Source organism: Marinospirillum sp., from assembly GCF_044810985.1.
Classification (GTDB): domain Bacteria; phylum Pseudomonadota; class Gammaproteobacteria; order Pseudomonadales; family Halomonadaceae; genus Marinospirillum.
On record NZ_CP085242.1, the window covers coordinates 211,415 to 233,302 of the forward strand.

Annotated in this window: 23 protein-coding genes; 18 read left to right on the forward strand and 5 right to left on the reverse strand. The window is 53.5% G+C overall.

The features are described from left to right. The first annotated feature begins 5 nt into the window (after positions 1 to 5). From odhB to sucD, 4 genes are all read left to right on the forward strand, one after another. The gene (odhB, locus tag LG323_RS01030) at positions 6 to 1,214 is read left to right on the forward strand and encodes a 2-oxoglutarate dehydrogenase complex dihydrolipoyllysine-residue succinyltransferase (RefSeq protein ID WP_404418262.1); all 1,209 of its coding nucleotides are present in this window, start codon (positions 6 to 8) and stop codon (positions 1,212 to 1,214) included. A gap of 50 nt (positions 1,215 to 1,264) precedes the next feature. Further along, positions 1,265 to 2,704 (forward strand): dihydrolipoyl dehydrogenase, encoded by a 1,440-nt coding sequence (gene lpdA / locus LG323_RS01035; RefSeq protein WP_404418264.1) that lies wholly within the window; start codon positions 1,265 to 1,267, stop codon positions 2,702 to 2,704. 129 nt (positions 2,705 to 2,833) lie between these two features. Beyond that, entirely contained in the window at positions 2,834 to 4,000 is a 1,167-nt protein-coding gene (gene sucC, locus LG323_RS01040; RefSeq protein WP_310695574.1) for an ADP-forming succinate--CoA ligase subunit beta, read from the forward strand. Beyond that, positions 4,000 to 4,872: a succinate--CoA ligase subunit alpha gene (sucD, locus tag LG323_RS01045; RefSeq protein WP_404418266.1), complete on the forward strand. Its 873-nt coding sequence runs from the start codon at positions 4,000 to 4,002 to the stop codon at positions 4,870 to 4,872. Before sucC ends, sucD begins: the two co-directional genes overlap by 1 nt. Positions 4,873 to 4,934: 62 nt before the next feature. Here the strand turns inward: sucD and LG323_RS01050 are convergent, their stop codons facing one another. Together LG323_RS01050 and LG323_RS01055 are read right to left on the reverse strand one after the other, a co-directional pair. Continuing rightward, positions 4,935 to 5,513, reverse strand: coding sequence for a glutathione S-transferase family protein (locus LG323_RS01050; protein ID WP_404418268.1), 579 nt, complete (start codon positions 5,511 to 5,513; stop codon positions 4,935 to 4,937). 59 nt (positions 5,514 to 5,572) lie between these two features. Beyond that, positions 5,573 to 5,827 (reverse strand): DUF2798 domain-containing protein, encoded by a 255-nt coding sequence (locus LG323_RS01055; protein ID WP_404418270.1) that lies wholly within the window; start codon positions 5,825 to 5,827, stop codon positions 5,573 to 5,575. A 124-nt stretch (positions 5,828 to 5,951) separates the two neighbouring features. On the opposite strand from LG323_RS01055, the gene LG323_RS01060 reads away from it, so the two are divergent. The 9 genes from LG323_RS01060 to LG323_RS01100 all read left to right on the forward strand — a co-directional run bounded on the left by LG323_RS01060 (position 5,952) and on the right by LG323_RS01100 (position 14,862). Next, positions 5,952 to 6,434 (forward strand): PaaI family thioesterase, encoded by a 483-nt coding sequence (locus LG323_RS01060; protein WP_404418272.1) that lies wholly within the window; start codon positions 5,952 to 5,954, stop codon positions 6,432 to 6,434. Further along, a complete protein-coding gene (locus tag LG323_RS01065) occupies positions 6,431 to 6,883 on the forward strand; it encodes a PaaI family thioesterase (protein ID WP_404418274.1) in 453 nt (150 codons plus the stop codon). Before LG323_RS01060 ends, LG323_RS01065 begins: the two co-directional genes overlap by 4 nt. A gap of 86 nt (positions 6,884 to 6,969) precedes the next feature. After that, positions 6,970 to 8,859, forward strand: a complete 1,890-nt coding sequence (htpG, locus tag LG323_RS01070) for a molecular chaperone HtpG (RefSeq protein WP_404418276.1) — start codon at positions 6,970 to 6,972, stop codon at positions 8,857 to 8,859. Positions 8,860 to 9,039: 180 nt separating this feature from the next. Next, the gene (locus LG323_RS01075; RefSeq protein ID WP_404418278.1) at positions 9,040 to 10,002 is read left to right on the forward strand and encodes a D-alanyl-D-alanine carboxypeptidase family protein; all 963 of its coding nucleotides are present in this window, start codon (positions 9,040 to 9,042) and stop codon (positions 10,000 to 10,002) included. A gap of 76 nt (positions 10,003 to 10,078) precedes the next feature. Further along, entirely contained in the window at positions 10,079 to 10,918 is an 840-nt protein-coding gene (locus LG323_RS01080; protein WP_404418280.1) for a glucosaminidase domain-containing protein, read from the forward strand. A 70-nt stretch (positions 10,919 to 10,988) separates the two neighbouring features. Then, entirely contained in the window at positions 10,989 to 12,455 is a 1,467-nt protein-coding gene (locus LG323_RS01085; protein WP_404418282.1) for a YdiU family protein, read from the forward strand. Between the two features lie 96 nt (positions 12,456 to 12,551). Then, a complete protein-coding gene (locus tag LG323_RS01090; protein WP_404418284.1) occupies positions 12,552 to 13,619 on the forward strand; it encodes an NAD(P)H-dependent glycerol-3-phosphate dehydrogenase in 1,068 nt (355 codons plus the stop codon). A gap of 12 nt (positions 13,620 to 13,631) precedes the next feature. Then, the gene (locus LG323_RS01095) at positions 13,632 to 13,967 is read left to right on the forward strand and encodes a DUF4389 domain-containing protein (protein WP_310695563.1); all 336 of its coding nucleotides are present in this window, start codon (positions 13,632 to 13,634) and stop codon (positions 13,965 to 13,967) included. After that, positions 13,957 to 14,862, forward strand: coding sequence for an alpha/beta hydrolase (locus LG323_RS01100; protein WP_310695562.1), 906 nt, complete (start codon positions 13,957 to 13,959; stop codon positions 14,860 to 14,862). The genes LG323_RS01095 and LG323_RS01100 overlap by 11 nt, the downstream gene beginning before the upstream one ends. A gap of 15 nt (positions 14,863 to 14,877) precedes the next feature. Here LG323_RS01100 and LG323_RS01105 read toward each other — a convergent pair whose 3' ends face one another. Beyond that, positions 14,878 to 15,669 (reverse strand): alpha/beta fold hydrolase, encoded by a 792-nt coding sequence (locus LG323_RS01105; protein WP_404418287.1) that lies wholly within the window; start codon positions 15,667 to 15,669, stop codon positions 14,878 to 14,880. A gap of 248 nt (positions 15,670 to 15,917) precedes the next feature. Between LG323_RS01105 and LG323_RS01110 the strand changes: the two genes are divergently transcribed. From LG323_RS01110 to LG323_RS01130, 5 genes are read left to right on the forward strand one after another with little or no spacing between them, the layout of a single operon-like run. Beyond that, on the forward strand, positions 15,918 to 16,862 hold the full coding sequence (locus LG323_RS01110; protein WP_404418289.1) for an AEC family transporter: 945 nt from the start codon (positions 15,918 to 15,920) through the stop codon (positions 16,860 to 16,862). Between the two features lie 9 nt (positions 16,863 to 16,871). After that, positions 16,872 to 17,834, forward strand: a complete 963-nt coding sequence (locus tag LG323_RS01115; RefSeq protein ID WP_404418291.1) for an alpha/beta hydrolase — start codon at positions 16,872 to 16,874, stop codon at positions 17,832 to 17,834. After that, positions 17,827 to 18,861, forward strand: coding sequence for a patatin-like phospholipase family protein (locus LG323_RS01120; RefSeq protein WP_404418293.1), 1,035 nt, complete (start codon positions 17,827 to 17,829; stop codon positions 18,859 to 18,861). The genes LG323_RS01115 and LG323_RS01120 overlap by 8 nt, the downstream gene beginning before the upstream one ends. Continuing rightward, positions 18,848 to 19,549 carry an AzlC family ABC transporter permease gene (locus LG323_RS01125; protein WP_404418295.1) on the forward strand — a complete coding sequence of 234 codons (702 nt, stop codon included), beginning with the start codon at positions 18,848 to 18,850 and terminating at the stop codon, positions 19,547 to 19,549. The genes LG323_RS01120 and LG323_RS01125 overlap by 14 nt, the downstream gene beginning before the upstream one ends. Then, complete coding sequence (locus LG323_RS01130; RefSeq protein WP_310695556.1) at positions 19,546 to 19,857, forward strand: AzlD domain-containing protein; 312 nt, start codon at positions 19,546 to 19,548, stop codon at positions 19,855 to 19,857. Before LG323_RS01125 ends, LG323_RS01130 begins: the two co-directional genes overlap by 4 nt. Here LG323_RS01130 and LG323_RS01135 read toward each other — a convergent pair. After that, positions 19,845 to 20,819 carry a diguanylate cyclase gene (locus LG323_RS01135; RefSeq protein ID WP_404418297.1) on the reverse strand — a complete coding sequence of 325 codons (975 nt, stop codon included), beginning with the start codon at positions 20,817 to 20,819 and terminating at the stop codon, positions 19,845 to 19,847. The genes LG323_RS01130 and LG323_RS01135 overlap by 13 nt on opposite strands. Next, positions 20,816 to 21,811: a response regulator gene (locus tag LG323_RS01140; RefSeq protein WP_310695554.1), complete on the reverse strand. Its 996-nt coding sequence runs from the start codon at positions 21,809 to 21,811 to the stop codon at positions 20,816 to 20,818. The genes LG323_RS01135 and LG323_RS01140 overlap by 4 nt, the downstream gene beginning before the upstream one ends. Between the last annotated feature and the right edge of the window lie 77 nt (positions 21,812 to 21,888).

Below are 21,888 nucleotides of genomic sequence, written 5' to 3' on the forward strand. Positions count from 1 at the left end.
ATAACATGGCTATTGAGATTAAAGCTCCAACTTTTCCCGAGTCAGTAGCAGAGGGTACGGTCGCGACTTGGCACAAACAACCCGGTGAAGCGGTTGAGCGTGATGAAATCCTGGTTGATATCGAGACCGATAAAGTGGTTCTGGAAGTTCCGGCTTCTGCGGATGGTGTTCTGGAAGAAATTCTGGCCAATGAAGGTGACACCGTCGAATCCGACCAGTTGCTGGGTAAAATCAAGGAAGGTGCTGCTCCGGCCGCCAAACCGGCTGCTGAAGAGAAGCCTGCTGCTGCAGAAAGCAAGGAAACCAGTGCTGCCCAGACTTCAGGCGACGAAAAAGTGGCTCCAGCGGCTCGCAAACTGGCCAATGAGAAAGATGTTGACCTGTCCCAAGTGCAGGGTTCCGGCAAGGGTGGTTTGATCACCAAGGAAGACGTCCAGAAAGCCATTTCCGGCGCGGGCAGCAAGCCTGCTCCTGCACCTGCTGCACCTCAGGTTCAGGTGGCTGCCGGTGAAAAAGTTGAAAAACGTGTGCCCATGAGCCGTATGCGCCAGACCATTGCCAAGCGTCTGGTACAGGCTCAACAGACTGCAGCCATGTTGACGACCTACAACGAAGTTGACATGAAGCCGGTGATGGAGCTGCGCAAGAAGTACAAGGAGCAGTTTGAGAAGCGTCACGACGGCACTCGCCTTGGTTTTATGTCCTTCTTCGTCAAGGCCGCAACCGAAGCCCTGAAGCGCTTCCCTGATGTCAATGCCTCGATTGATGGCACAGATATCGTTTATCATGCCTACCAGGATATCGGTGTTGCCGTTTCCACCTCACGAGGTTTGATGGTTCCTGTACTGCGGGATTGCGACAGCATGAACCTGGCTGATATTGAAAGCACGATTGCTGATTTCGGCAAGCGTGGCCGCGAAGGAAAAATCGGTATTGATGACTTGCAGGGTGGTACCTTCACCATCACCAATGGCGGTATCTTTGGTTCCCTGATGTCCACACCGATTCTGAACCCCCCGCAAACGGCTATTCTGGGGATGCACAAAATTCAGGAACGCCCCATGGCTGTGAATGGACAGGTTGAAATTCGTCCCATGATGTACCTGGCCCTGTCTTACGATCACCGCATGATTGATGGTAAGGATGCAGTCCAGTTCCTGGTGACGATCAAGGAATTGCTGGAAGATCCTGCACGCATACTGCTGGATGTGTAATTCAGTTTTGAACCGAACTCTCCTGACACCCTCAAGACAGGAAAAGATATATGTCTGATAAATATGATGTAGTGGTAATCGGCTCCGGCCCTGGTGGCTATGTGGCAGCCATACGTGCCGCGCAACTGGGTCTGAAAACAGCTTGTGTGGAAAAGTGGATCAGCAAGGAAGGCAAACCGGTTCTGGGCGGCACCTGCCTGAATGTCGGCTGCATTCCTTCCAAGGCACTGCTGGAAGCTTCCCACAAATACCATGAAGCCAAGCATGATTTTGCGGATTTTGGTATTGAAACCAAAGACGTCAAAATGGACGTCAAAAAAATGGTGGCCCGCAAGGACAAGATCGTTACCCAGCTGACCGGCGGCATTGCGGGTTTGTTCATGGCCAATGGTGTGACTTCTGTGGAAGGCACCGGTAAGCTGCTGGCTGGCAAAAAAGTTGAAGTGACCAGTCATGACGGCAAAACCCAGGTTCTGGAAGCGGACAATGTGATCATTGCATCCGGTTCCGTACCCGTTAACATTCCTTCTGCCCCTCTGACCGAAGGCGTCATTCTGGATTCCACCGGTGCTCTGGAAATCACGGAAACACCCAAGCGTCTGGGTGTGATCGGTGGCGGTGTGATCGGCCTGGAACTGGGCTCGGTCTGGAAACGTCTGGGTTCGGAAGTCACGGTTTTTGAAGCCATGGACAGTTTCCTGTCTGCTGTTGACCAGCAGGTGGCCAAGGACGTCAAGAAGTCCATGACCAAACAGGGTCTGAACATTGAGCTGGGTGCTCGTGTCACCTCAACCGAGGTCAAGGGCAAAGAGGTTGAAGTAACCTTTACGGACGCCAAAGGTGAGCACAAGAAGACCTTTGACAAACTGGTGGTCTGTGTGGGTCGCAAGCCTTACACCGAGGGTGTTCTGGCTGATGATTCCGGGGTTTCTCTGGATGAACGCGGTTTTATCTTTGTTGACGACCAGTGCCGCACTGAAGTCCCAGGCGTTTATGCCATCGGTGATGTGGTTCGGGGTCCCATGCTGGCCCACAAGTCATCCGAAGAAGGGGTGATGGTTGCGGATATCATTGCCGGACACAAACCGGAAATGAACTATGATGCCATTCCCAACGTCATCTATACCTTCCCTGAAGTAGCCTGGGTGGGTAAAACCGAAGAAGAACTGAAAGCGGCCGGTACGCCTTACAAGTCCGGTGTTTTCCCCTTCTCGGCAATCGGTCGCGCCATGGCCAATAACTGTACTGAAGGTATGGTAAAAATTCTGGCTCATGAAGAAACGGATCGTGTTCTGGGCATGCATATTTTCGGTCAGAATGCAGGTGAAATGATCCATAATGGCGTCATTGCCATGGAGTTTGCTTCTTCTGCAGAGGATCTGGCTCTGACCTGCTTCGCACACCCAACACTGTCCGAAGCAGTTCATGAAGCAGCATTGGCTGTGGATGGTCATGCCATCCATATGCCCAATAAGAAAAAGCGCAAATAAATCAGATGCGCTTCGAGGTGAGCCGGTCTGACCGACTGGTTCACGGGGGATGTTCGGCTTCAGTGGCTACCACCACAAGAGGCCGGATATCATCAAAGTAAGTAACAGACAAAAGACGGCATAGTACTTATGAACCTGCACGAATATCAGGGAAAAAAACTTTTCGCCGATTACGGTCTTCCAGTTTCCACCGGTTTTGCAGTAGATACTCCGGAAGCAGCTGCTGAAGCCTGTCAGAAAATCGGTGGTAACATGTGGGTCGTCAAGGCCCAGGTACACGCTGGTGGCCGCGGTAAAGCGGGCGGCGTCAAGCTGATCAAATCAGCTCAAGAAGCTTCAGATTTTGCCAAGCAATGGCTGGGCAAGAACCTGGTGACCTACCAGACAGATAAAAACGGTCAGCCCGTCAGCAAGATTCTGGTTGAAAGCTGCACCGACATTGCTCAGGAACTCTACCTGGGTGCCGTTCTTGATCGTGCCAGTGGCCGTATTGTTTTCATGGCTTCCACCGAAGGCGGCGTGGAAATCGAGAAGGTTGCAGAAGAAACTCCCGAGAAAATTCTCAAGGCCACCATTGATCCTCTGGTGGGTGCACAGCCTTATCAGGCGCGTGAAATTGGCTTTAAACTGGGCCTGAACGCTGTCCAGATCAAGCAGTTCACCAAGATTTTCCTGGGTCTTGCCAAGCTTTTTGAAGAAAAAGATCTGGCTCTGCTGGAAATCAACCCGCTGGTCATCACTGACGAAGGCAACCTGCACTGCCTGGATGCCAAGGTCGTGATTGATGGTAATGCCCTTTACCGTCACAAGGATCTGCAGGAAATGCGTGATCCTTCCCAGGAAGATGAGCGTGAAGCCAATGCTGCCAAATGGGAGCTGAACTATGTTGCTCTGGATGGCAACATCGGCTGCATGGTTAATGGTGCCGGTCTGGCCATGGGCACCATGGACATTGTTAATCTGCATAACGGTCAGCCTGCCAACTTCCTCGATGTGGGTGGCGGTGCGACCAAAGAGCGCGTTGCTGAAGCGTTCAAAATCATCCTGTCTGACAGCAATGTCAAAGCCGTACTGGTTAACATCTTTGGTGGTATCGTGCGTTGTGACATGATCGCTGAAGGTATTATCGGCGCGGTTGAACAGGTTGGCGTTAAAGTGCCTGTGGTTGTCCGCCTGGAAGGCAACAATGCAGAACTGGGCTCCAAGAAACTGGCTGAAAGTGGCTTGAACATCATTGCCGCCACCAGTCTGACAGATGCAGCTCAGCAAGTTGTTAAAGCGGCGGAGGGCAAGTAATGAGCGTACTAATCAATAAAGACACCAAAGTCATCTGCCAGGGCTTCACTGGTGGTCAGGGCACTTTTCACTCTGAACAAGCGATTGCTTACGGCACCAAAATGGTCGGTGGCGTCACACCTGGCAAGGGTGGTACCACTCACCTGGGCCTGCCTGTTTTCAACACTGTGAAAGAAGCGGTCGAAACAACAGGTGCTGAAGCTTCTGTGATTTATGTTCCTGCACCCTTTTGCAAGGACTCCATCCTGGAAGCGGCCAATGCCGGCATCAAACTGATCGTGACCATCACTGAAGGCATTCCTACCCTGGATATGCTGGATGCCAAGGTCAAGTGTGATGAGCTGGGTGTGACCCTGATTGGTCCTAACTGCCCAGGTGTAATCACTCCTGGTGAGTGCAAGATCGGCATCATGCCCGGTCACATTCACAAGCCAGGCAAAGTCGGTATCGTATCCCGTTCCGGCACCCTGACTTATGAAGCTGTCAAGCAGACAACTGATCACGGTTTTGGTCAGTCCACCTGTGTGGGTATCGGTGGTGATCCTATCCCCGGTTCCAGCTTCATCGACGTACTGAAACTCTTCCAGGAAGATCCCCAGACTGAAGCCATCGTTATGATTGGTGAAATCGGTGGTTCTGCCGAAGAAGAAGCGGCTGCTTTCATCAAGGATAATGTCACCAAGCCTGTAGTTTCTTACATTGCTGGTGTCACGGCACCTGCTGGTAAGCGCATGGGCCACGCCGGTGCGATCATTGCTGGCGGTAAGGGTACAGCTGATGAGAAGTTTGCTGCTTTGGAAGCGGCCGGTGTTAAAACCGTGCGCTCGCTGGCAGAAATCGGTGATGCTCTGAAGGAAGTGACTAGCTGGTAAGATCGGCTGGTTGAATCCTGTAAAACCGCCTGTTCTTTTTAAGAGCAGGCGGTTTTTTAATTTCAGGTGTTTAATCTGGGGTCGGTTTTTTTAACATACTCATGACTTAAGTGATGATCACGAAAGTCTTTCAGTGCCGGTGTGGAGTCAAGCTGATCGAGTTCCCTGAAGTCAACCCAGTCCAGGAGGCAATAAAGGCAAATAGCCGGGTAATTCCACTGTTTAAAGTGTCCGGCCGCTACCATCCCCTCAAGATGCAGCATCAGGTTGCTGATGCGTTCACGCTGGAGGTTGAAGTAAAGTGCATCCTGCTGGACATCAATACCTGACTTGGACAGCAGAAAGAGATGGACAAACGCCTGATTGGCTTCATCAATCAGGGTCAGAGCATTCTCATCATCCAGATCCAGCGTTTCTCTTTGCAGTTTTCTATTCAGGTAGTTGAATATCATCCGTGAATCATAAACCGTGTCTTTACCCAGTTTGAGTAAAGGGATTTTGCGGGCCGGACTGACCGCTTCCAGCGTTTTACGGCCTTCCGGGGAAAAAATGTCCAGGGCCACAAACTCATAATCGGTATGTTCAAGCCAGATTCGCAATCTGCGCACATAGGGTGAGGTCAGGGATCCATAAAGCTTCATACTCTACCTCTTTTTTAATGACTAGCTTGAAGTTTAGGCGCTAAATACAAATTTGCCAGCTACTTGGACTCTGGTTCTGTCTGGGGGGCTTTTTTGATCAGCTTGGTGGCCAGTACCTGCAAGCGGGGGGCGCCGATCAGAATCAGCACAAAAGCAATCGGCCAGGCAATGTAAAAAGCCTGCCACCAGCGACCTGCAAAGCCATCACTCATTCCGGTATTAACAATGGTAATCACAAAAGTCATGATGGTGACCATGTAAATGGACATGACGAAGGAGAAAACATAGCGTGCATAACGGGCAGGAAAAAGCATACCTGGCTCCCAGTTGGTTTATTTAAGGATTTTCTTATTTTAATGCTTTCGTTTAATTCTGCACAGCCCTTTTCCTGCAAGCCTGTAAAGGGTAAGCTTATCAAACAAGTGTTTGGATTGAGTGATGACTATGACCAACCAGCAAAAGCTGATCGGAATCCGGCGGTTCATGACCCTGATTCCACACTGCAAGGCCCTGAACATGCAGGCTGAAGATGTTACGGAAGAAGGGGTGACTCTGTCGTTGCAGGGTGATCCAAGCTTTATGGGCAATGCCGAAAAAGAATTGATTCATGGCGGTGTCCTGAGTGTGCTCATGGATACTGCCTGCGGTTCAGCCGCAATTCTGGGCCTGCCGGAACCGGAGGTCTGCCCCACGATTGATTTGCGTATGGATCACTACCGGGCTGCCAGGGCAAGCCAGACCATATATTGTCGGGCCTGGGTGACCCGTCAGGCACGTCAGATAGTGTTTACCGAAGGTTTAATCTGGCAGGAAGAGGATCTGCCCATTGCCAAGGGAACAGGAACCTTTATGCGTCTGGGCCCTGAACGAACCCCCAAGGGTTTTGCGGAACGTCTTTTCGGGCAGGAGTCGGCTAAATGAATGAAAGTGATCTGCAAACGGCTCAGCTGGGGCAGCGTTTGTCTGCTGATGAGGTCAACAGCTGGTTTGATAAGATACCCTATGCCCAGCTTCTGGGTGTGACCGCTCTGGAGGCTGACAAGGGGCTGGTTTTTGAGCTGGCCAGCAAGGCCGATAATGTCGGTAACCCTTTGTTGCCTGCCTTACACGGTGGGGTACTGGCCGGTTTTATGGAAACAGCGGCGATATTGAATGTCATGGCCTACTCAGGCGGTCAGAGGGTGCCCAAGGTGATCGATTTTTCGATTGATTACCTGCGCTCGGCGGGTCTCAAAACCACCCTGGCTTCTTGTCAGGTCGGGCGTTTGGGTAAGCGGGTGGTTAACGTCTCAGTCACCGCCTGGCAGGGTGAGCAGCAGGAGCAGCCCGTCGCCCTGGCGCGTGCGCATCTGGTCTGGCCTAACGAATGATGATTCAGCCTTGAAATCCCAACGCCTGTCCCCATATTACGAACATCCTTTTAGATTAACCCTCAAGTCGTTCAGGAGTTCGTTAGATGAGTCAGGCGGAAAAACAAACCCTAGGATTTCAAACCGAAGTCAAGCAACTGTTGCACCTGATGGTGCATGCCCTTTATTCCAATCGTGAAATCTTTCTGCGTGAGCTCATTTCCAACGCATCCGATGCTTGCGACAAGTTGCGCTTTCAGGCCATCAAACATCCGGCGCTGCTGGAAGAAGACCCTGATCTCAAGGTGCAGATCAGCTTTGATGAAAAGGCCAATAGCATCACCCTGGAAGATAACGGCATTGGTATGGACAGGGACGATGTGATCGCCAACCTGGGCACCATTGCCCGCTCAGGCACCTCCGAATTTCTCAAGCAACTGACCGGTGACGAGAAAAAAGACTCCAGCCTGATCGGTCAGTTTGGTGTGGGTTTTTATTCGGCCTTTATTGTTGCCGAGGAAGTGACCGTGGAAACTCGCAAAGCCGGAGCCGCTCTGGCTGACGGGGTACGCTGGGTTTCCACCGGGGACGGTGAGTTCACCATTGAGCCCGTTGAGAAAGCCGGTCGGGGCACGCGTATTACCCTGAAGCTCAAAGAGGACGCCAAGGAATATGCCAATGGCTTCCGCCTGCGTAATGTCATCCAGAAATACTCGGATCACATAGGCCTGCCCATCCAGTTATTGAAAGAAACCGAAGAGAAAGAGGGTGAAGAAGGCACCCAGGAATGGGAAACCGTCAACAAGGCCAATGCCCTCTGGACCCGCGCCAAAACGGATATCACCGAAGAGGAGTACAAGGAATTCTACAAGCATGTGGCGCATGACTTTGAAGATCCTCTGACCTGGAGCCACAACAAGGTTGAAGGCAAGCAGGAATACACTTCGCTGCTGTATGTGCCCAAACGCGCTCCTTTTGATCTCTACCAGCGCGAAGCACCGCGTGGACTCAAGCTTTATGTACAGCGCGTCTTCATTCTGGATAATGCCGAGCAATTCCTGCCGCTCTACCTGCGTTTTATCAAGGGTGTGATTGACTCTTCCGATCTGCCTTTGAATATCTCGCGTGAGATCCTGCAGCAAAACCCACAGATCGACAGCATGAAGTCAGCACTGACCAAGCGTGTTCTGTCGATGCTGGAAAAACTCTCCAAGGATGACGAGAAATACCAGGAATTCTGGAAAGAGTTTGGTCAGGTATTGAAAGAAGGGCCAGGCGAAGATTTTGCCAACCGGGAAAAAATTGCCGGTCTGCTACGCTTCAGCTCCACGCAGAACAGTGAACAGCAAGTCAGCCTGGGGCAATATGTTGAGCGCATGCAGGAAGGTCAGGACAAGATTTATTACCTGATCGGTGAAAGTCTGTCCCAGGTTAAGTCCAGCCCGCACCTGGAAGTGTTCCGCAAGAAAGGCATCGAAGTGCTGCTCTTGACCGATCGCATTGATGAATGGCTGATGAGCCATCTCAATGAATTCGACGGCAAGGAAATGGTTGATGTGGCCCGCGGCGATCTGGATCTGGGTGAGCTGGACAGTGAAGAAGACAAGAAAGCTCAGGAAAAGGCCAGTGAAGAGAAAAAGGATCTGGTTGAACGCGTCAAGAAGGCACTGGATGAGCGCGTCAGTGAAGTGAAAGTATCAACCCGTCTGACCGACTCACCCGCAGTCCTGGTACTGGGTGCGGATGATATGGGTGTGCAGATGCGCAAGATTCTGGAAGCGGCCGGTCAAAAAGCGCCTGACACCAAGCCCATTCTGGAGATCAACCCGGAGCACCCCCTGATCGGTCGCCTGGAAAGCGAAAGCAGAGAGGAACGCTTCAGTGAACTGGCCCAGGTGCTTTGCGATCAGGCGGCCCTGGCTGCCGGGGAAACCCTGGAAGATCCCGGTCAGTTTGTGCAGCGGCTGAACCGTTTGCTGATGGAACTCAGTCACTGATCACTGACTTTAACTTAACTTAAAATAACAAAAGCCCGGTAGATGCCGGGCTTTTGCATTATTTATAGTGCTGATAAATAAATACCATAGAAAGGGATCGGGTTCTTCTGGACAGAGGGCCTGTAGCTTAGTAAAGTTTGTCCTAATTGCAAAAAACTATGGGAAGAAGTGGAGAGACGGGTGGAAAGAAGAACACTTCTAAAAGCGCTGTCAGTGAGCGGCTTTGTGGCACTGGGTAGCGGCTCGGTCTTGAGACAGCTCAACCTGACCAAACAGCTTCCGGAAAGCTTTGGCATGGGGGCTGCTCAAGGGCAATGGGCTGCCTTGAACCTGCAACAGGGCATGGAGGATATCCTGCCGACTGAATTGAGCCAGGCCTTGACTCGTGTCCACCAGAAAGCGGTGGAAAAAACATCGGGAAGCAACAAACCCGATGCCCAGACGCGCAGCCGTTATTTTGAAAGTGTTTTCGATGACGACTACTTTCTCCCGGAAGAGAAAAGACTCACGATGCGCAAGGCCTACCAACGCCTTGACCGCATGCAGAGTTTCATAGGTCACGGTAACTTCAACCTGGTTTCGTTTGACGATGCCCTGCGTTACGCCAATAACTACACAGAGATAGGCCGTTTTACACCGGCTGAACTGGAATTTCTGGATGAGCTCTACCATACCGATGCCCGCGAATATGGTTTTCATGGCGAAAAGGTGATGGCTAGCCTGACCCAGAGATTGCCCGAAAAAGATGTGAAGCGGGTGTCGGGAACCGGGCATCTGCTGTTTCAGGGCAAATCCCTGGCCTTTTATGAGAAGCTCCGTGAGGCCGTGGGTGAGGATCTGGTGTTGACTTCAGGCGTGCGCAGCATGGTCAAGCAGATGCACCTCTTCCTGGCCAAAGCTGAGCAGTCTGCGGGCAACATGTCCAAGGCTTCACGCTCTCTGGCCCCTCCCGGTTATTCCTACCATGCGGTGGGGGACTTTGATGTTGGCAAGGTGGGTTTCGGTTATCGTAACTTCAGTGACGACTTTGCGGAAACCGATGTCTACAAGCGTCTGCAGGATCTGGGTTTTGTGCAGATACGCTACACCAATGACAACAATTACGGTGTTCGCTATGAACCCTGGCATATTCAAGTAACCTGATCGCCCAGAGTAGTACCCGCTTCCCGGAAACCTCAGCACAGCCTGGGGTTTTTGTTTTTTAAAAAAAGGATACAGCATGTCAGCCCCAACAAAGCCACCTCTGTTTTTTCGAGGTTTACTTCTGGTTTCCATCCTGGTTGCCCTCGGCTCTCTGCTTGCAGAGCTGATCAACCCGACACCCCGGCCCTTGCTGGAGACTTTTCAGGCGGAAGCCCCTGACCCTTTGGACAGGATGCCGGATTACAGCCAGATCAGTCATATTCCCTGGCGCAAGGAAGCTTTCTTTTCGTCTCTGGTGCCTTTGGTGGTTTATGAAAACAAGTATATTGCCTGGCAGCGGGAGCAACTGGAAAAAGCCCATCAGGCTTTGCAGGAGGGCATTGAACTGGCACCCAGGGATGAAAACTTTCTGGAGGCAACCTTTGACTACTATCGGGTGGACTGGCCCGCCAGTGAAGAAGACTGGGCAAAGATTTTCAAAAGAGTCATGCCGGTGCCCCCTGATCTGGTATTAATGCAGGGGGCCAAAGAATCAGCCTGGGGAACCTCGCGTTTTGCGCAGCAGGGCAACAACCTGTTTGGCCAGTGGTGTTTCACTGAGGGCTGCGGTCTGGTTCCGGAAAGACGCACACCGGACATGAACCATGAGGTTCGTCTGTTTTCCACAATTCAGGCCAGTGTGCGCAGCTACCTGCGCAACATCAACACGCACCGGGCCTATCGGGATCTACGCAACCTCAGGCAGGAAATTCTGGCCGAAGGAAAGACGCCAAGTGGTGTTGATCTGGCTCCCGGTCTTATCCGCTACTCGGAAAGGCGTCAAGCCTATGTGAATGAAATCATTGGCTTGATCCAGAGCAATTCCAGGGGCATCGATCAGGCCATGGAGAGCTATCACCAGGAAATATCCGAATAATTGACGGATCAAGACTGGTAACCGGTCAATAACCTAGTAAAATACTGGGTTATTGGCCGGGAGAAGCTGTATGTCATCCGCACTGAATTCACTGACGTTTAGCAACCGTTACGGGCAACTGCCTGAGCATTTTTATCAGCGCAAGTCACCGCAATCCCTGAAAAAGCCAGCCACCCTGGTTGCCCTGAACCCGGAGGTGGCAAGCCTGCTGGGAATAAATCCCTGTGAGCTGGATGAGGAACAACTGACCAACTGGATGACAGGCCACCTGCAACTCCGGGGCAGTGAGCCACTGGCCATGAAATACGCAGGTCATCAATTCGGCTATTACAACCCGGATCTGGGTGATGGACGCGGCCTGCTCTTGGGTGAAATCACCAACCCGCAGGGTCAGCACTGGGAAGTGCATCTCAAGGGGGCCGGGCAGACGGCTTTTTCCCGTTTTGGTGATGGCCGTGCCGTGTTGCGCTCCAGTATCCGTGAGTTTCTGGGCAGTGAAGCCCTGCACTACCTGGGCATTCCCACAACACGGGCCCTGGCGGTGTGCGTGACCGGTGAAGCCATTCGCCGTGAACAGTTGGAGCCGGGAGCGACTCTTCTGCGTATCACCCCCAGCCATTTGCGTTTTGGGCATTTTGAGCATTTTTATTACCAACAGGATCAACAGGGCCTGGAAACACTGTTGAAATTTACCCTGGACAACCTTTACCCCCACCTTCTGGATCACCCCGATCCGGCACTGGCCCTGTTTGATGAAGTGCAGGAGCGTACCGCTTCTCTGGTGGCTCTATGGCAGGCTTACGGTTTTTGTCATGGTGTCCTGAATACCGATAACATGTCTCTTCTGGGGGAAACGCTGGATTACGGCCCTTTTGCCTTTCTGGACTTTTATCAACCCGGCTATATCGGTAATCACAGTGATGATCAGGGGCGCTATGCTTTTGACCGTCAGCCACAAATTGTGCACTGGAATCTGGCCTGCTTTGCCCAGGCCTTGTCCGGGTTGACTGCGGCCGAGGGCTTGAAAGCCAGTTTGAATCGCTTTCCGGAATTATTTCAAAAGCAGTATCGACAATCACTGGCAACACGCCTGGGCGTGAATCCGGTTACTGACTGGCCCCTGTTGCAGGATTTTCTGAGGTTGTGTGAGAACAGCCGCGTTGACTGGACGCGTTTGTTGCGTCTGCTGGCTGAAGGTCAGCTGCAGGCCGCCGAAACCTTGCTGAAAGCCGGTGGCCCGGGTGTTACAGCGCAGCAGGTGGAAGCCTGGATGAGTTCCTGGCAAAACCAAGTGGACACTTACTTTGCGAGTCCCCAGCAGCGTTGCCGGGAGCTGGAAGCCGTCAATCCCTGCGTGTTGCCACGCACTCACTTGCTTCAGCAGGCCATCACGGCAGCAGAAGAGGGTGATTTCAGTGAAGTGAAGCGGTTACTGGCCGTGTTTCGTCATCCCTTTACCCCGGATGGCAAGCAACCGGGCGATCTGGAATCCCCTCCTGCCCATCAGCAGTGCCTGCCCTTGTCCTGTTCTTCCTGAACCCTTGTTGCAGCTCTTTACTTGCAAAGCTGTCAAATACGTTACAATAGAAGATGGTCATTAATTTATTGAACTCTATCTATTGTAAGGCATTCCATGACAGCAGGTTTAACGGTTGCAGTAATTGGTGGTGGCAGCTTTGGTACGGCCTTGACCTCGATTATTGCGGGTAATGGATATCCAACACGCCTGTGGGTTCGAAACCCTCAACTGGCTGCAGAAATTAACCAGAAGCATTGCAACTCCAAGTACATGCCGGATTTACAGTTGCCTGCCTGTGTGAAGGCAACCAGCTCGCTGGAAGAGGCACTGGCCGAGGCGGAACTGGTATTTCTGGCGATTCCCAGCAAAGGCTTTGCTCAGGTACTGGAGCAGGCCAAACCTTTTTTGAAGCCTGAGCAGATTCTGGTCAGTACAACCAAGGGCTTTGAAGAAAAAGGCTTTAAATTGATGAGTCAGCTGATGGCCGAAATTACCGGCTTTCAGCACCTGGGTGTACTCTCCGGCCCCAACCTGGCCAGTGAGCTGGCGCAAAAACAGCTGACAGGTACGGTGATTGCGAGTGCCGATGATCTGACCCGAGCCAGAGTGCAACAGGTTCTGGGCAATGATTTTTTCCGGGTTTACGCGAACACGGATATTTATGGCGCCGAACTGGGCGGAGCCCTGAAAAATATTTATGCCATTGCAGCCGGTATGGCGGCCTCCCTGGGGATGGGTGAAAACACCCGCAGCATGTTGATGACCCGTGCCCTGGCTGAAATGAGCCGCTTTGCTGTCAGCCTGGGAGCCAACCCCATGACCTTTCTGGGCCTGGCCGGGGTTGGTGACCTGATCGTAACCTGCTCTTCGCCTTTGTCTCGCAACTATCGTGTGGGCCAGGCTCTTGGGGAAGGTAAAAGCCTCACCGAAGTGGTAGAGTCTCTGGGTCAGGTGGCTGAAGGGGTGAACACTGTACGCCTGGTCAAGGCCCAGGCTGATGCTCTGGGTATCTATATGCCCCTGGTTCAGGCTCTTTATCTGGTGCTGTTTGAAAACCACAACCCGAGGGAAGTGGCCGGTTCCATGATGGGCAATGAGCAGAGTACGGATGTTGAATTTGTCTTGCCACGTGATGAAGTGCTTAAATCGGCACAGAAAGTCACGCGTATTTCCACTCAATAGGGAGACTGAAGCATGGCCACACCGCCGGATTCGTTCAAAGAAAAACTGAAGGATGAAAACTACTGGCTTCGTTTGCCTTTTATGTTGCTATTCTTTCTGGCCTGGAAATTAACCGAGCTGATCATTATTGGTGTTGTTCTGGTGCAGGTGGTGTTTCGCCTGGTCACGGGTAAACCCCAGGAGCAATTGCTAGCTCTGGGTTCCCAGCTCAGTCTTTATGCCTATCAGATTTTTCGTTACCTGACCTTCAACAGCAACAACAAACCCTTTCCTTTTGCTGACTGGCCAGCCAGTGAAGGTGTGGATACTGATCCCTACCAATCCGAGGCAAATCGCCATGTGGAATGAAATGCTCTGGCCACTGGCAGCCATGCAACAGGGGGTTGATCTGGTCAATCGCCAGGTTCTGGCCAGCCAGTGTCGCCTGCTGCGTGACTATCTCAACGAACTCAACGCCAACAGCCGGGTGCCACATGATGTGGAGCGTCTGGAATTGGAGATCGGGGGTCGTAATGCCGAGTTGCTGAGTTTGAAAGACAGCCATACCCAGCGTTACCTTCTGTATTTGCATGGCGGTGGTTTTGCACTGGGCTCTTTGGATACCCATCGTGAACTGGCGATTGCTTTTGCGCGCCATGCTGACGCCAAGGTGTTGGTCGTGGACTATCGCCTGGCTCCGGATTACCCCTGGCCCAGCGGCCTGGAAGATGCTCTGGCTGCTTATGAGTGGTTGCTTGAACAGGGTGTCGATGCCACGCGCATGACCCTGGCGGGTGATTCAGCGGGAGGCGGGTTGGCCATCGCCCTGATGCAAAAGCTCAAGCAGGAACAGAAACACCAGCCGGCGGCCTGTATTCTGCTTTCACCCTGGGTGGATCTGACCTGTTCGAGTCCATCCATGGACATGAACTCGGCGACCGACCCCTTGTTGAACAAGGTTCAGCTGCGTGCTTTTGCAGAAATATATGCCAACAAGAAACCCCTGGATAGCCCGGATATTTCCCCTTTACTGGGTGATCTCTCCGGTCTGGCTCCCTTGTCGGTTCAAGTCAGTCTGCAGGAGATACTGCTGGATGATGCCCGGCGTCTGGTCAGAGGTGTGCAGGATGCCGGTGGTTCCGCTGAAATCAAGGAAATGGCCTGGATGCCACATGTCTGGCAACTGCTCTACCGTTATCTGCCCCAGGCCGCCTCCAGTGTGCGTCAGGCGGCGCGGTTTTTGAAAGTACACAGCCAGAGCTGAGAAACAGCCATTAGGCTAATCCCTGGTTGTGATGGCTTGCAACAGGGTATGCCGGGTCGCTTCGGGGTTTTCCAGTGGGAACATATGCCCACCCGGCACCTGGTAGCAGGCAAAGCCCATCTTACGCATTTTTCTTTCTCTGTTGACCGTGACCAGGTCACTTTCCCTGCCTCGGATCAAACTGACGGGGACCTGGAGTTTTTTATGGCTACCGGTAAGATGGTCGGCCAGATTGCGAAAAATAGCGACTTCAATTCTGGGTTGAAAGCGTAGCCGCACACCCTGTTGAGGGTCTGCTTCGGTACCGGCCTCCACATAATCGGCCAAAGCCTGAGGGTGAAAACGATGGAAGAGCTTTTTGCTTTGGAAATACTCTCTGGCTGCTTCCTTGTCGGGCCAGGTGCTGCGTCGACCCCGGGTGATGCCCGCCGGAGTGACCCGGTCAATAAAGCCCAGACGTTTGGCGAGTTTTAAACCCAGGCTATCCAACCCGGTCATCAGAGGGGGGTCGAGCAGAATCAGTTGCTGAAATCTTGCCGGGGCCTGCAGAGCGGCCAGATAGGTGACGACACCACCCAGAGAATGGCCGACACCGATAACCGGTTCCTGACCGCAGTGGTCATCCAGGTGTTCCAGCAATTCACTGGCCAGGCTCTGCCAGTTGTGACCCACCGGATAACCTGGGTGATGACCCAGGCGATCCAGGCTGACAACCCGGTAGCTGGCTTCCAGTGGCTTGAAAAGACTGCGATAACTGCCGCCTGGAAAGCCATTTGCCGGTGCAAAGTGGATAAGAGGTTGGCTCATAAGGCATCCTTAGTCATAATTTCAAATATATTTATACGCTCGTTTTAAATAATTGCAAGGCTTCCAAGACAGTTAAAATCCGTTATTCTAGACGACTGGGTCTAATCTGGACCCGACGACCCATTCACAGGAGACTCGCCAATGGCTTCCCAAGATCCCAAGCAATCAGACCCCAACAAGGGGCTGCGCAATCTGCTTTTTATTCTCATTGCCGTTGCCGGTATTATCTACGGGCTGGCTAGCTTCTGATGCTTCCAGAGACACTTGCTTTCACTCTGGAAGTGACCGCCCCGGTTTTCCTGCTGGTCTTTCTGGGGCTGTTTTTTGCCCGAATTGGCTGGATCAATGATGAGTTCAACCGGGTCGCATCGCGCCTGGTGTTTAATGTCACCCTGCCGCTGCTGGTTTTTCTCAGTCTGGTGAAAACCGATCTGGACAAGGTTTTTGTCCCTGAGTTGCTGGGCTATGTTGCTCTTGTCACCCTGCTGGCTTTTATCTGGCTGGTCTGGCGGGCTAAAAGACTGGAAGACCCCGCCGATAGAGGTGTGTTTGTTCAGGGTGCTTTTCGGGGCAACCTGGGTATTGTGGGGCTGGCGCTGGCCGGTAATCAATACGGTGAAGCCGGTGTGGCATTGGCCTCGATTCTGCTGGCCTTGTTGATTGTTCAGTACAATCTTTTGTCGGTGGTGGCTCTTAGCCTCTGGCGTCATGCCGGAGGCATCAACTGGCCGCGCATGGGGCTGGATGTACTGCGTAACCCTCTGATCATTGCTGTTTTTCTGGCCATTCCCTTTTCCTTGCTGGACTGGCCCCTGCCGGAAGCGGGGATGAGAACTGCGGAGTATCTGGCCAGTATGACCCTGCCTCTGGCTTTGTTGTGCATCGGGGCGGCGCTGGACCTTCGTGCCCTGCGCAAAACCAGTCGCACGGCCTTGTCTTCAACGGTCTATAAACTGGTGCTCCTGCCGGTGCCCATGGTGCTGGGTGCCTGGTTGCTCGGCTATGAGGGCCTCACTCTGGGTGTGCTCTTTCTTGTTTTCAGCAGCCCGACAGCCGCCGCCAGTTATGTGATGGCCCGAGCCATGGGTGGCAACGCTGTACTGGCGGCTAATATTGTTGCTTTGACAACCCTTCTGAGCACCCTGAGCATCAGTCTGGGTGTGTTTATATTGCGTTTCATCGGTTTGAGTTAGGATTTTTACATGCTTGATCAACAGCAACAAAAGCTGACCCCGGTTCCTGAAGGTGCAACGTCTCTGGTTCTGGATTTACCCCATCTGCAGATGGCGGCTCTGGCCTGGGGTGACCCTGATGCGCGGCCTCTGATGGCCCTGCATGGCTGGCTGGATAATGCCATGACCTTTGTTCATCTGGCACCCGAACTGGCCCGGGCGGGTTATTACGTGGTGGCACCGGATTTTGCCGGGCATGGCTTTTCTGACTGGCGTCCTGCCGGTCAGCCTTATTTACTGATGGAAAACTGCTTTGATGTCCAGGCCGCTGCTCTGGCTCTGGGCTGGTCGCGATTCACCCTGGTGGGCCACTCCATGGGTGCCGGGGTGGCATCCTTGCTGGCCGGAGCCCATCCGGATGCCATAGACAAGCTGGTGATGCTGGATGGTCTGGGCACCCTGACCACGCCCGATGAGGAAGCCGCGTCCCAGTTGGGGCGGGCACTGGGTCGCTGGATAGGCCATCAGCAAAAACGCCAGGAACAACTGGATGCCACTTTTCCGCCCTTGCCGGGCAAGGCCTATTCCTCTATTCGTGAAGCAGCAGAAGCCCGCATGAAAGGGGTGGGGGCGGTTGACCTGGGGGCCGCACTGCAATTATGCCAGCGAGCACTCAAGCGCGTGGATGCAGAACATCAGGCCGGAGGCTGGTACTGGCAGAGTGATTCACGTTTGCGCCACCCGTCACCCTGGCGTTTGACCGAGGCCCAGAATCAGGCCTTTGTGCGTGCCATCAAGGCCCCGGCACTGCTGGTTGAAGCTGAAAGCGGCTTGTTGATTGAGCGCCCGGAAATTGAAGAGCGTTTCCAACTGCTTGCTCGGGGACAAAAAAGGGTACTGGCAGGCGGGCATCATCTGCACCTGGAAGAAGCAACTGCAGCCAAAACCGCATCCGTGGTTATTGAATTTCTCCTGGCTGAACCACATGAATAAGTTACAGAACAGCAAGAAGGGTAAAGAAGTAGCAATGCAAAGAGGTCACAACAAGCGCGTGGCGCTGGTTTTGGGTTCTGGCGGAGCCAGAGGTTATGCTCATATCGGAGTCATTGAGGAGCTGGAAGCCAGAGGTTATGAAATTGTGGGGATTTCCGGTTGCTCCATGGGGGCGCTGGTGGGTGGTCTGTATGCTGCCGGCAAGCTTCGGGAATATCAGGAGTGGGTGACCGGGCTGGATTATTTTGATCTTCTGCGCCTGGTGGATGTCACCTGGAGCCCCATGGGGGCCATCAAGGGCGAAAAAATCATGCAGGTGATTGCCCAGATGCTGGCTGGCAAAAAGATTGAAGATTTGCCCATTCCCTACACCTCCGTGGCAACCGATCTGACCAAACAGAAAGAAGTCTGGTTTCAGCAGGGGCCTCTGGAGGAAGCCATACGTGCCTCAATAGCCGTACCCGGCGTGATTACTCCGGTTCAACACCGGGGACGCACCCTGGTGGATGGCGGGCTTTTGAATCCTCTGCCCATCACTCCGGTGGTGGCTTATCATGCCGACCTGATTGTGGCCGTCAATGTAACGGCCCAGAACTCGCGTGCCACCCTGCAGGAGTTGATGCCGGACTGGCAGGCCAAGGGTGATGCCGATCGCGACCCCACAGCCGTCGGGGAGTGGATGAATCGGGTTAAGGGTCGTGCCGGTCAGCTGCTGGGGCGATTGAATTTCTGGGAGGATGAAAGCCAGGAATCAGCTGATGAGCGCCAGGCTTCGGACACTCGCTGGGGCAAGCTGGATGTGATTCTGCAATCCTTTGAAATCACCCAGTCGGCCTTGAGTCAGTACAAGGTGGCTGGTTACCCACCCGATGTCTTGATGGAAGTACCCAGAACGGCCTGTGGTGGTTATGAATTTCACAAGGCCACGCAGCTGATCGAGCTGGGCAGACGGATTGCCCGGGAGAAGCTTGGTGCCTGGGAAGAGACAACCCCCGTCAGGGAAGGAGACCTTGATGATCTCGGCTGAAACGCGGCTGGATCTTAATGGCACCTGGCAGGGGTTCAAGCGACTCTTGCCCCTGTCGATGTTTGTGGTGGCTTTTGGCATTGCCTTTGGCCTGGCTGCTGCCCAGACGGGCCTGTCAAAAACCGAAGCCCTGTTGATGAGCGCTTTTGTGTTTGCCGGTGCCTCTCAGTTCGCGGCTCTGGAACTCTGGCAGGTTGAGATTCCGCTGCTGGCTATCATCATAACCACCTTTGCCATCAATGCCCGCCATCTGCTGATGGGGGCCTCCCTTTATCCCTGGTTGCGGGAAATTTCTCCGGGTAAGCGCTATGGCATTCTGACCCTGATCAGTGATGCCAACTGGGCTATTTCGGCTCAGGAGTATGCACGCGGTGAGCGTAATCTGGGGCTGCTTTTTGGCGGCGGGCTGGCACTCTGGCTGACCTGGGTTGCGGGCACCTGGCTGGGTCTGGTACTGACCCAGGGAATTCCTGACCCGGAAGCTCTGGGGCTGGACATGGTGCTGGGCTGCTTTTTATTGACCATGGCTCTGGGTGGCAAAAAGAACCTGCGCAACCTGGTGATCTGGTCGGTGGCTGGCGGTGTCTCCATTCTGGCACTTTATCTTTTGCCACCCAACAGTCATGTGGTTGCCGGTGCCCTGGCAGGTGGGCTGGTGGGTGCCTTCTGGCTGGAGGAAGCGCCATGACTCTGGAGCCCACTCTGGCAGGCAGCCTGTTGGTGATTGCCGTGATGACCCTGGTCACTTTGGTGACCCGTTACGGCGGTGTCTTTCTGATGTCCTTTGTGCCCATCAACCGGCGGGTGGAAGGCTTCATCAATGGCATGTCCGGTTCGGTTCTGATTGCCCTGATTCTACCCATGGCCGTGGAAGGCGATATGGCGGCGCGTTTGTCTCTTTTGAGCACACTGCTGGTCTTTCTGGTTTTGCGAAAACCGCTGCCTGCGATTGCTGTGGGCATCAGTATGGCAGCGGCCTGGCGCTATTTCTTTTGATTCTGCCAGAGGTGGGCCTGGTTGCGGCCTGAATTCTTGGCCTGATACAGGGCCTGGTCGGCTCTTTCCAGCCACTGGCTGGCAGAAACCAGGTCGGGAGAAAAAACGCTGACGCCCAGGCTGATGGTAACCTGCAGGGTCAGATCCTCGTATTCAACCTGGGTGGACTCCAGGGTTTTACGCAACCTTTCGGCCACTCCCAGAGCACCTTCGGCGGGGGTGTCCGGCAGCAGCAGAACAAATTCCTCACCTCCATAACGGCCTGCAAAGTCGGTTTCCCGCGCCGTACTTCTCAGCAATTGGGCAACGCGGCGGATCACTTCATCACCCGCCTGGTGGCCATAGGTGTCATTGACGGGTTTGAAGTGATCAATATCAAAGATAATCAGGCTGGATTCACCGCCACTGCGTTGTCCACGCAGAAACTCCTGGTTCAGGCATTCTTCCCAGTAACCCCGGTTGAGCAGTTCCGTTAAGCGATCTGTACGACTCAGGCGGGCCAGCTCCTGGTTGGCTGCTTCCAGTTGCAGTTTGCTGATGGCATTTTCAGTCGCATCATAAACCAGCAGACAGACCTGGGCGGTGGTGTTGTCGGCGCCCTGAAGCGGCATCAGGGTCAGATTCTGGTACATCAACTCAGAACCCCCTGTCAGCGGGCGATAACTTTTGAAGTCAAACAGGCGTGGGCGCTGTTCCCAGGTGGAGTAGGCCGGGCTGCCCAGCTTGAAAGTGGCATCCAGCTTGCGTTGCAGCCAGGCTTGGGGAAGATGGGGGAAAAGCTGATAGAGATTGTTGCCCAGCGCTTGACTGCTGCGGATGCCGGAATGGTTTTCCATGAAGCTGTTCCAGAGCAGGATTTTATTGTCACTGTCCAGAACCACCAGACCCACATCCACGGTTTGCAGCATCTGAACCATCCAGTGCATGTCGGTGAGCTCTGAATCTTTTTCCTGTGCGGTCATTGTAAATATCCAGTGCGTTCGGTCAGGGCGGGTAGAGAGTCTTCAGTAAACATCAGGAGTAGATCACATTCGATGTTTTGTCCAGGCAGATGATAATCAATTTCCACGGCCAGAATTTTCTGACTGTGCCAGCTGGTTTGCAACAGCTGACTGAGTGGCTGACTGCGCCCCAGAATGATCGGGTGCCCGAGGCTGAACTGAATATCCAGCTGCCTGGCAAAACCTTTCAGGCAGGCCCCGCTCAAAAGCCCGGCCAGATCCGTGAGCACTTCCAACTGGTTGTTGCTGTCCGGGCTCTGGGTTTCCGGTAACAGGCGGGTGACGGCAGGCAGGCTGCGATCATCCAGCAGCACCAGTGCCTCTCCGGCAATACCGGCACCATTGAACCCCTGGGAAATCGCTGACACGCTGTCCAGCCTGCGTGCAGCCAGTTGTTCGGGCAGGTGGCTATAATTCAGCAAATGCACCTTGGGCACAGGCAGATGGATGAAGGTATCCAGCAGATCCCCCAGCAGTTTGCCCGCCTGGCCCATGGCAATATTGACGGTTTCCTGAATCAGGTCGGTCAGTTCCAGTTGCTGGTTGTTAAAGCGTGCCAGCTCTTCGGGTGTTTGTGGCTGCGTGGAGCTGATGATGCCGTAATTGCTCAGGATGCCGGTGATGATTTCAGTGTTGATGGGTTTTTGTATGAAATCCAGAGCACCCAGAGCCATGACCCTGTGGTGCGCTTCGGGCTGGATGTCCCCTGAAACCACCAGAACCAGGCTGGAAAGATCTTCCTTGCGGATGGTTTCCAGAACCTGGTAACCATCCATCACCGGCATGTTGAGATCCAGAAACAGGAGATCACCCTTGCCTGCGTGGATCGCATCCAGGGCTTCCTGTCCATTGGCTGCAAAGGTGATTTCAACATCCCAACCGCCCGGCAGGGATCGGGCCAGCTGTTTGCGTGCCATAGCCGAGTCATCACAGATGATCACCGGTAGGGTCATAGCTTATCCTTGTCTTGTTAGTGGTATAAAAGAGTTACCTTATAGTAGATCCCCGTGTAAGTCATCTTAACCCGATT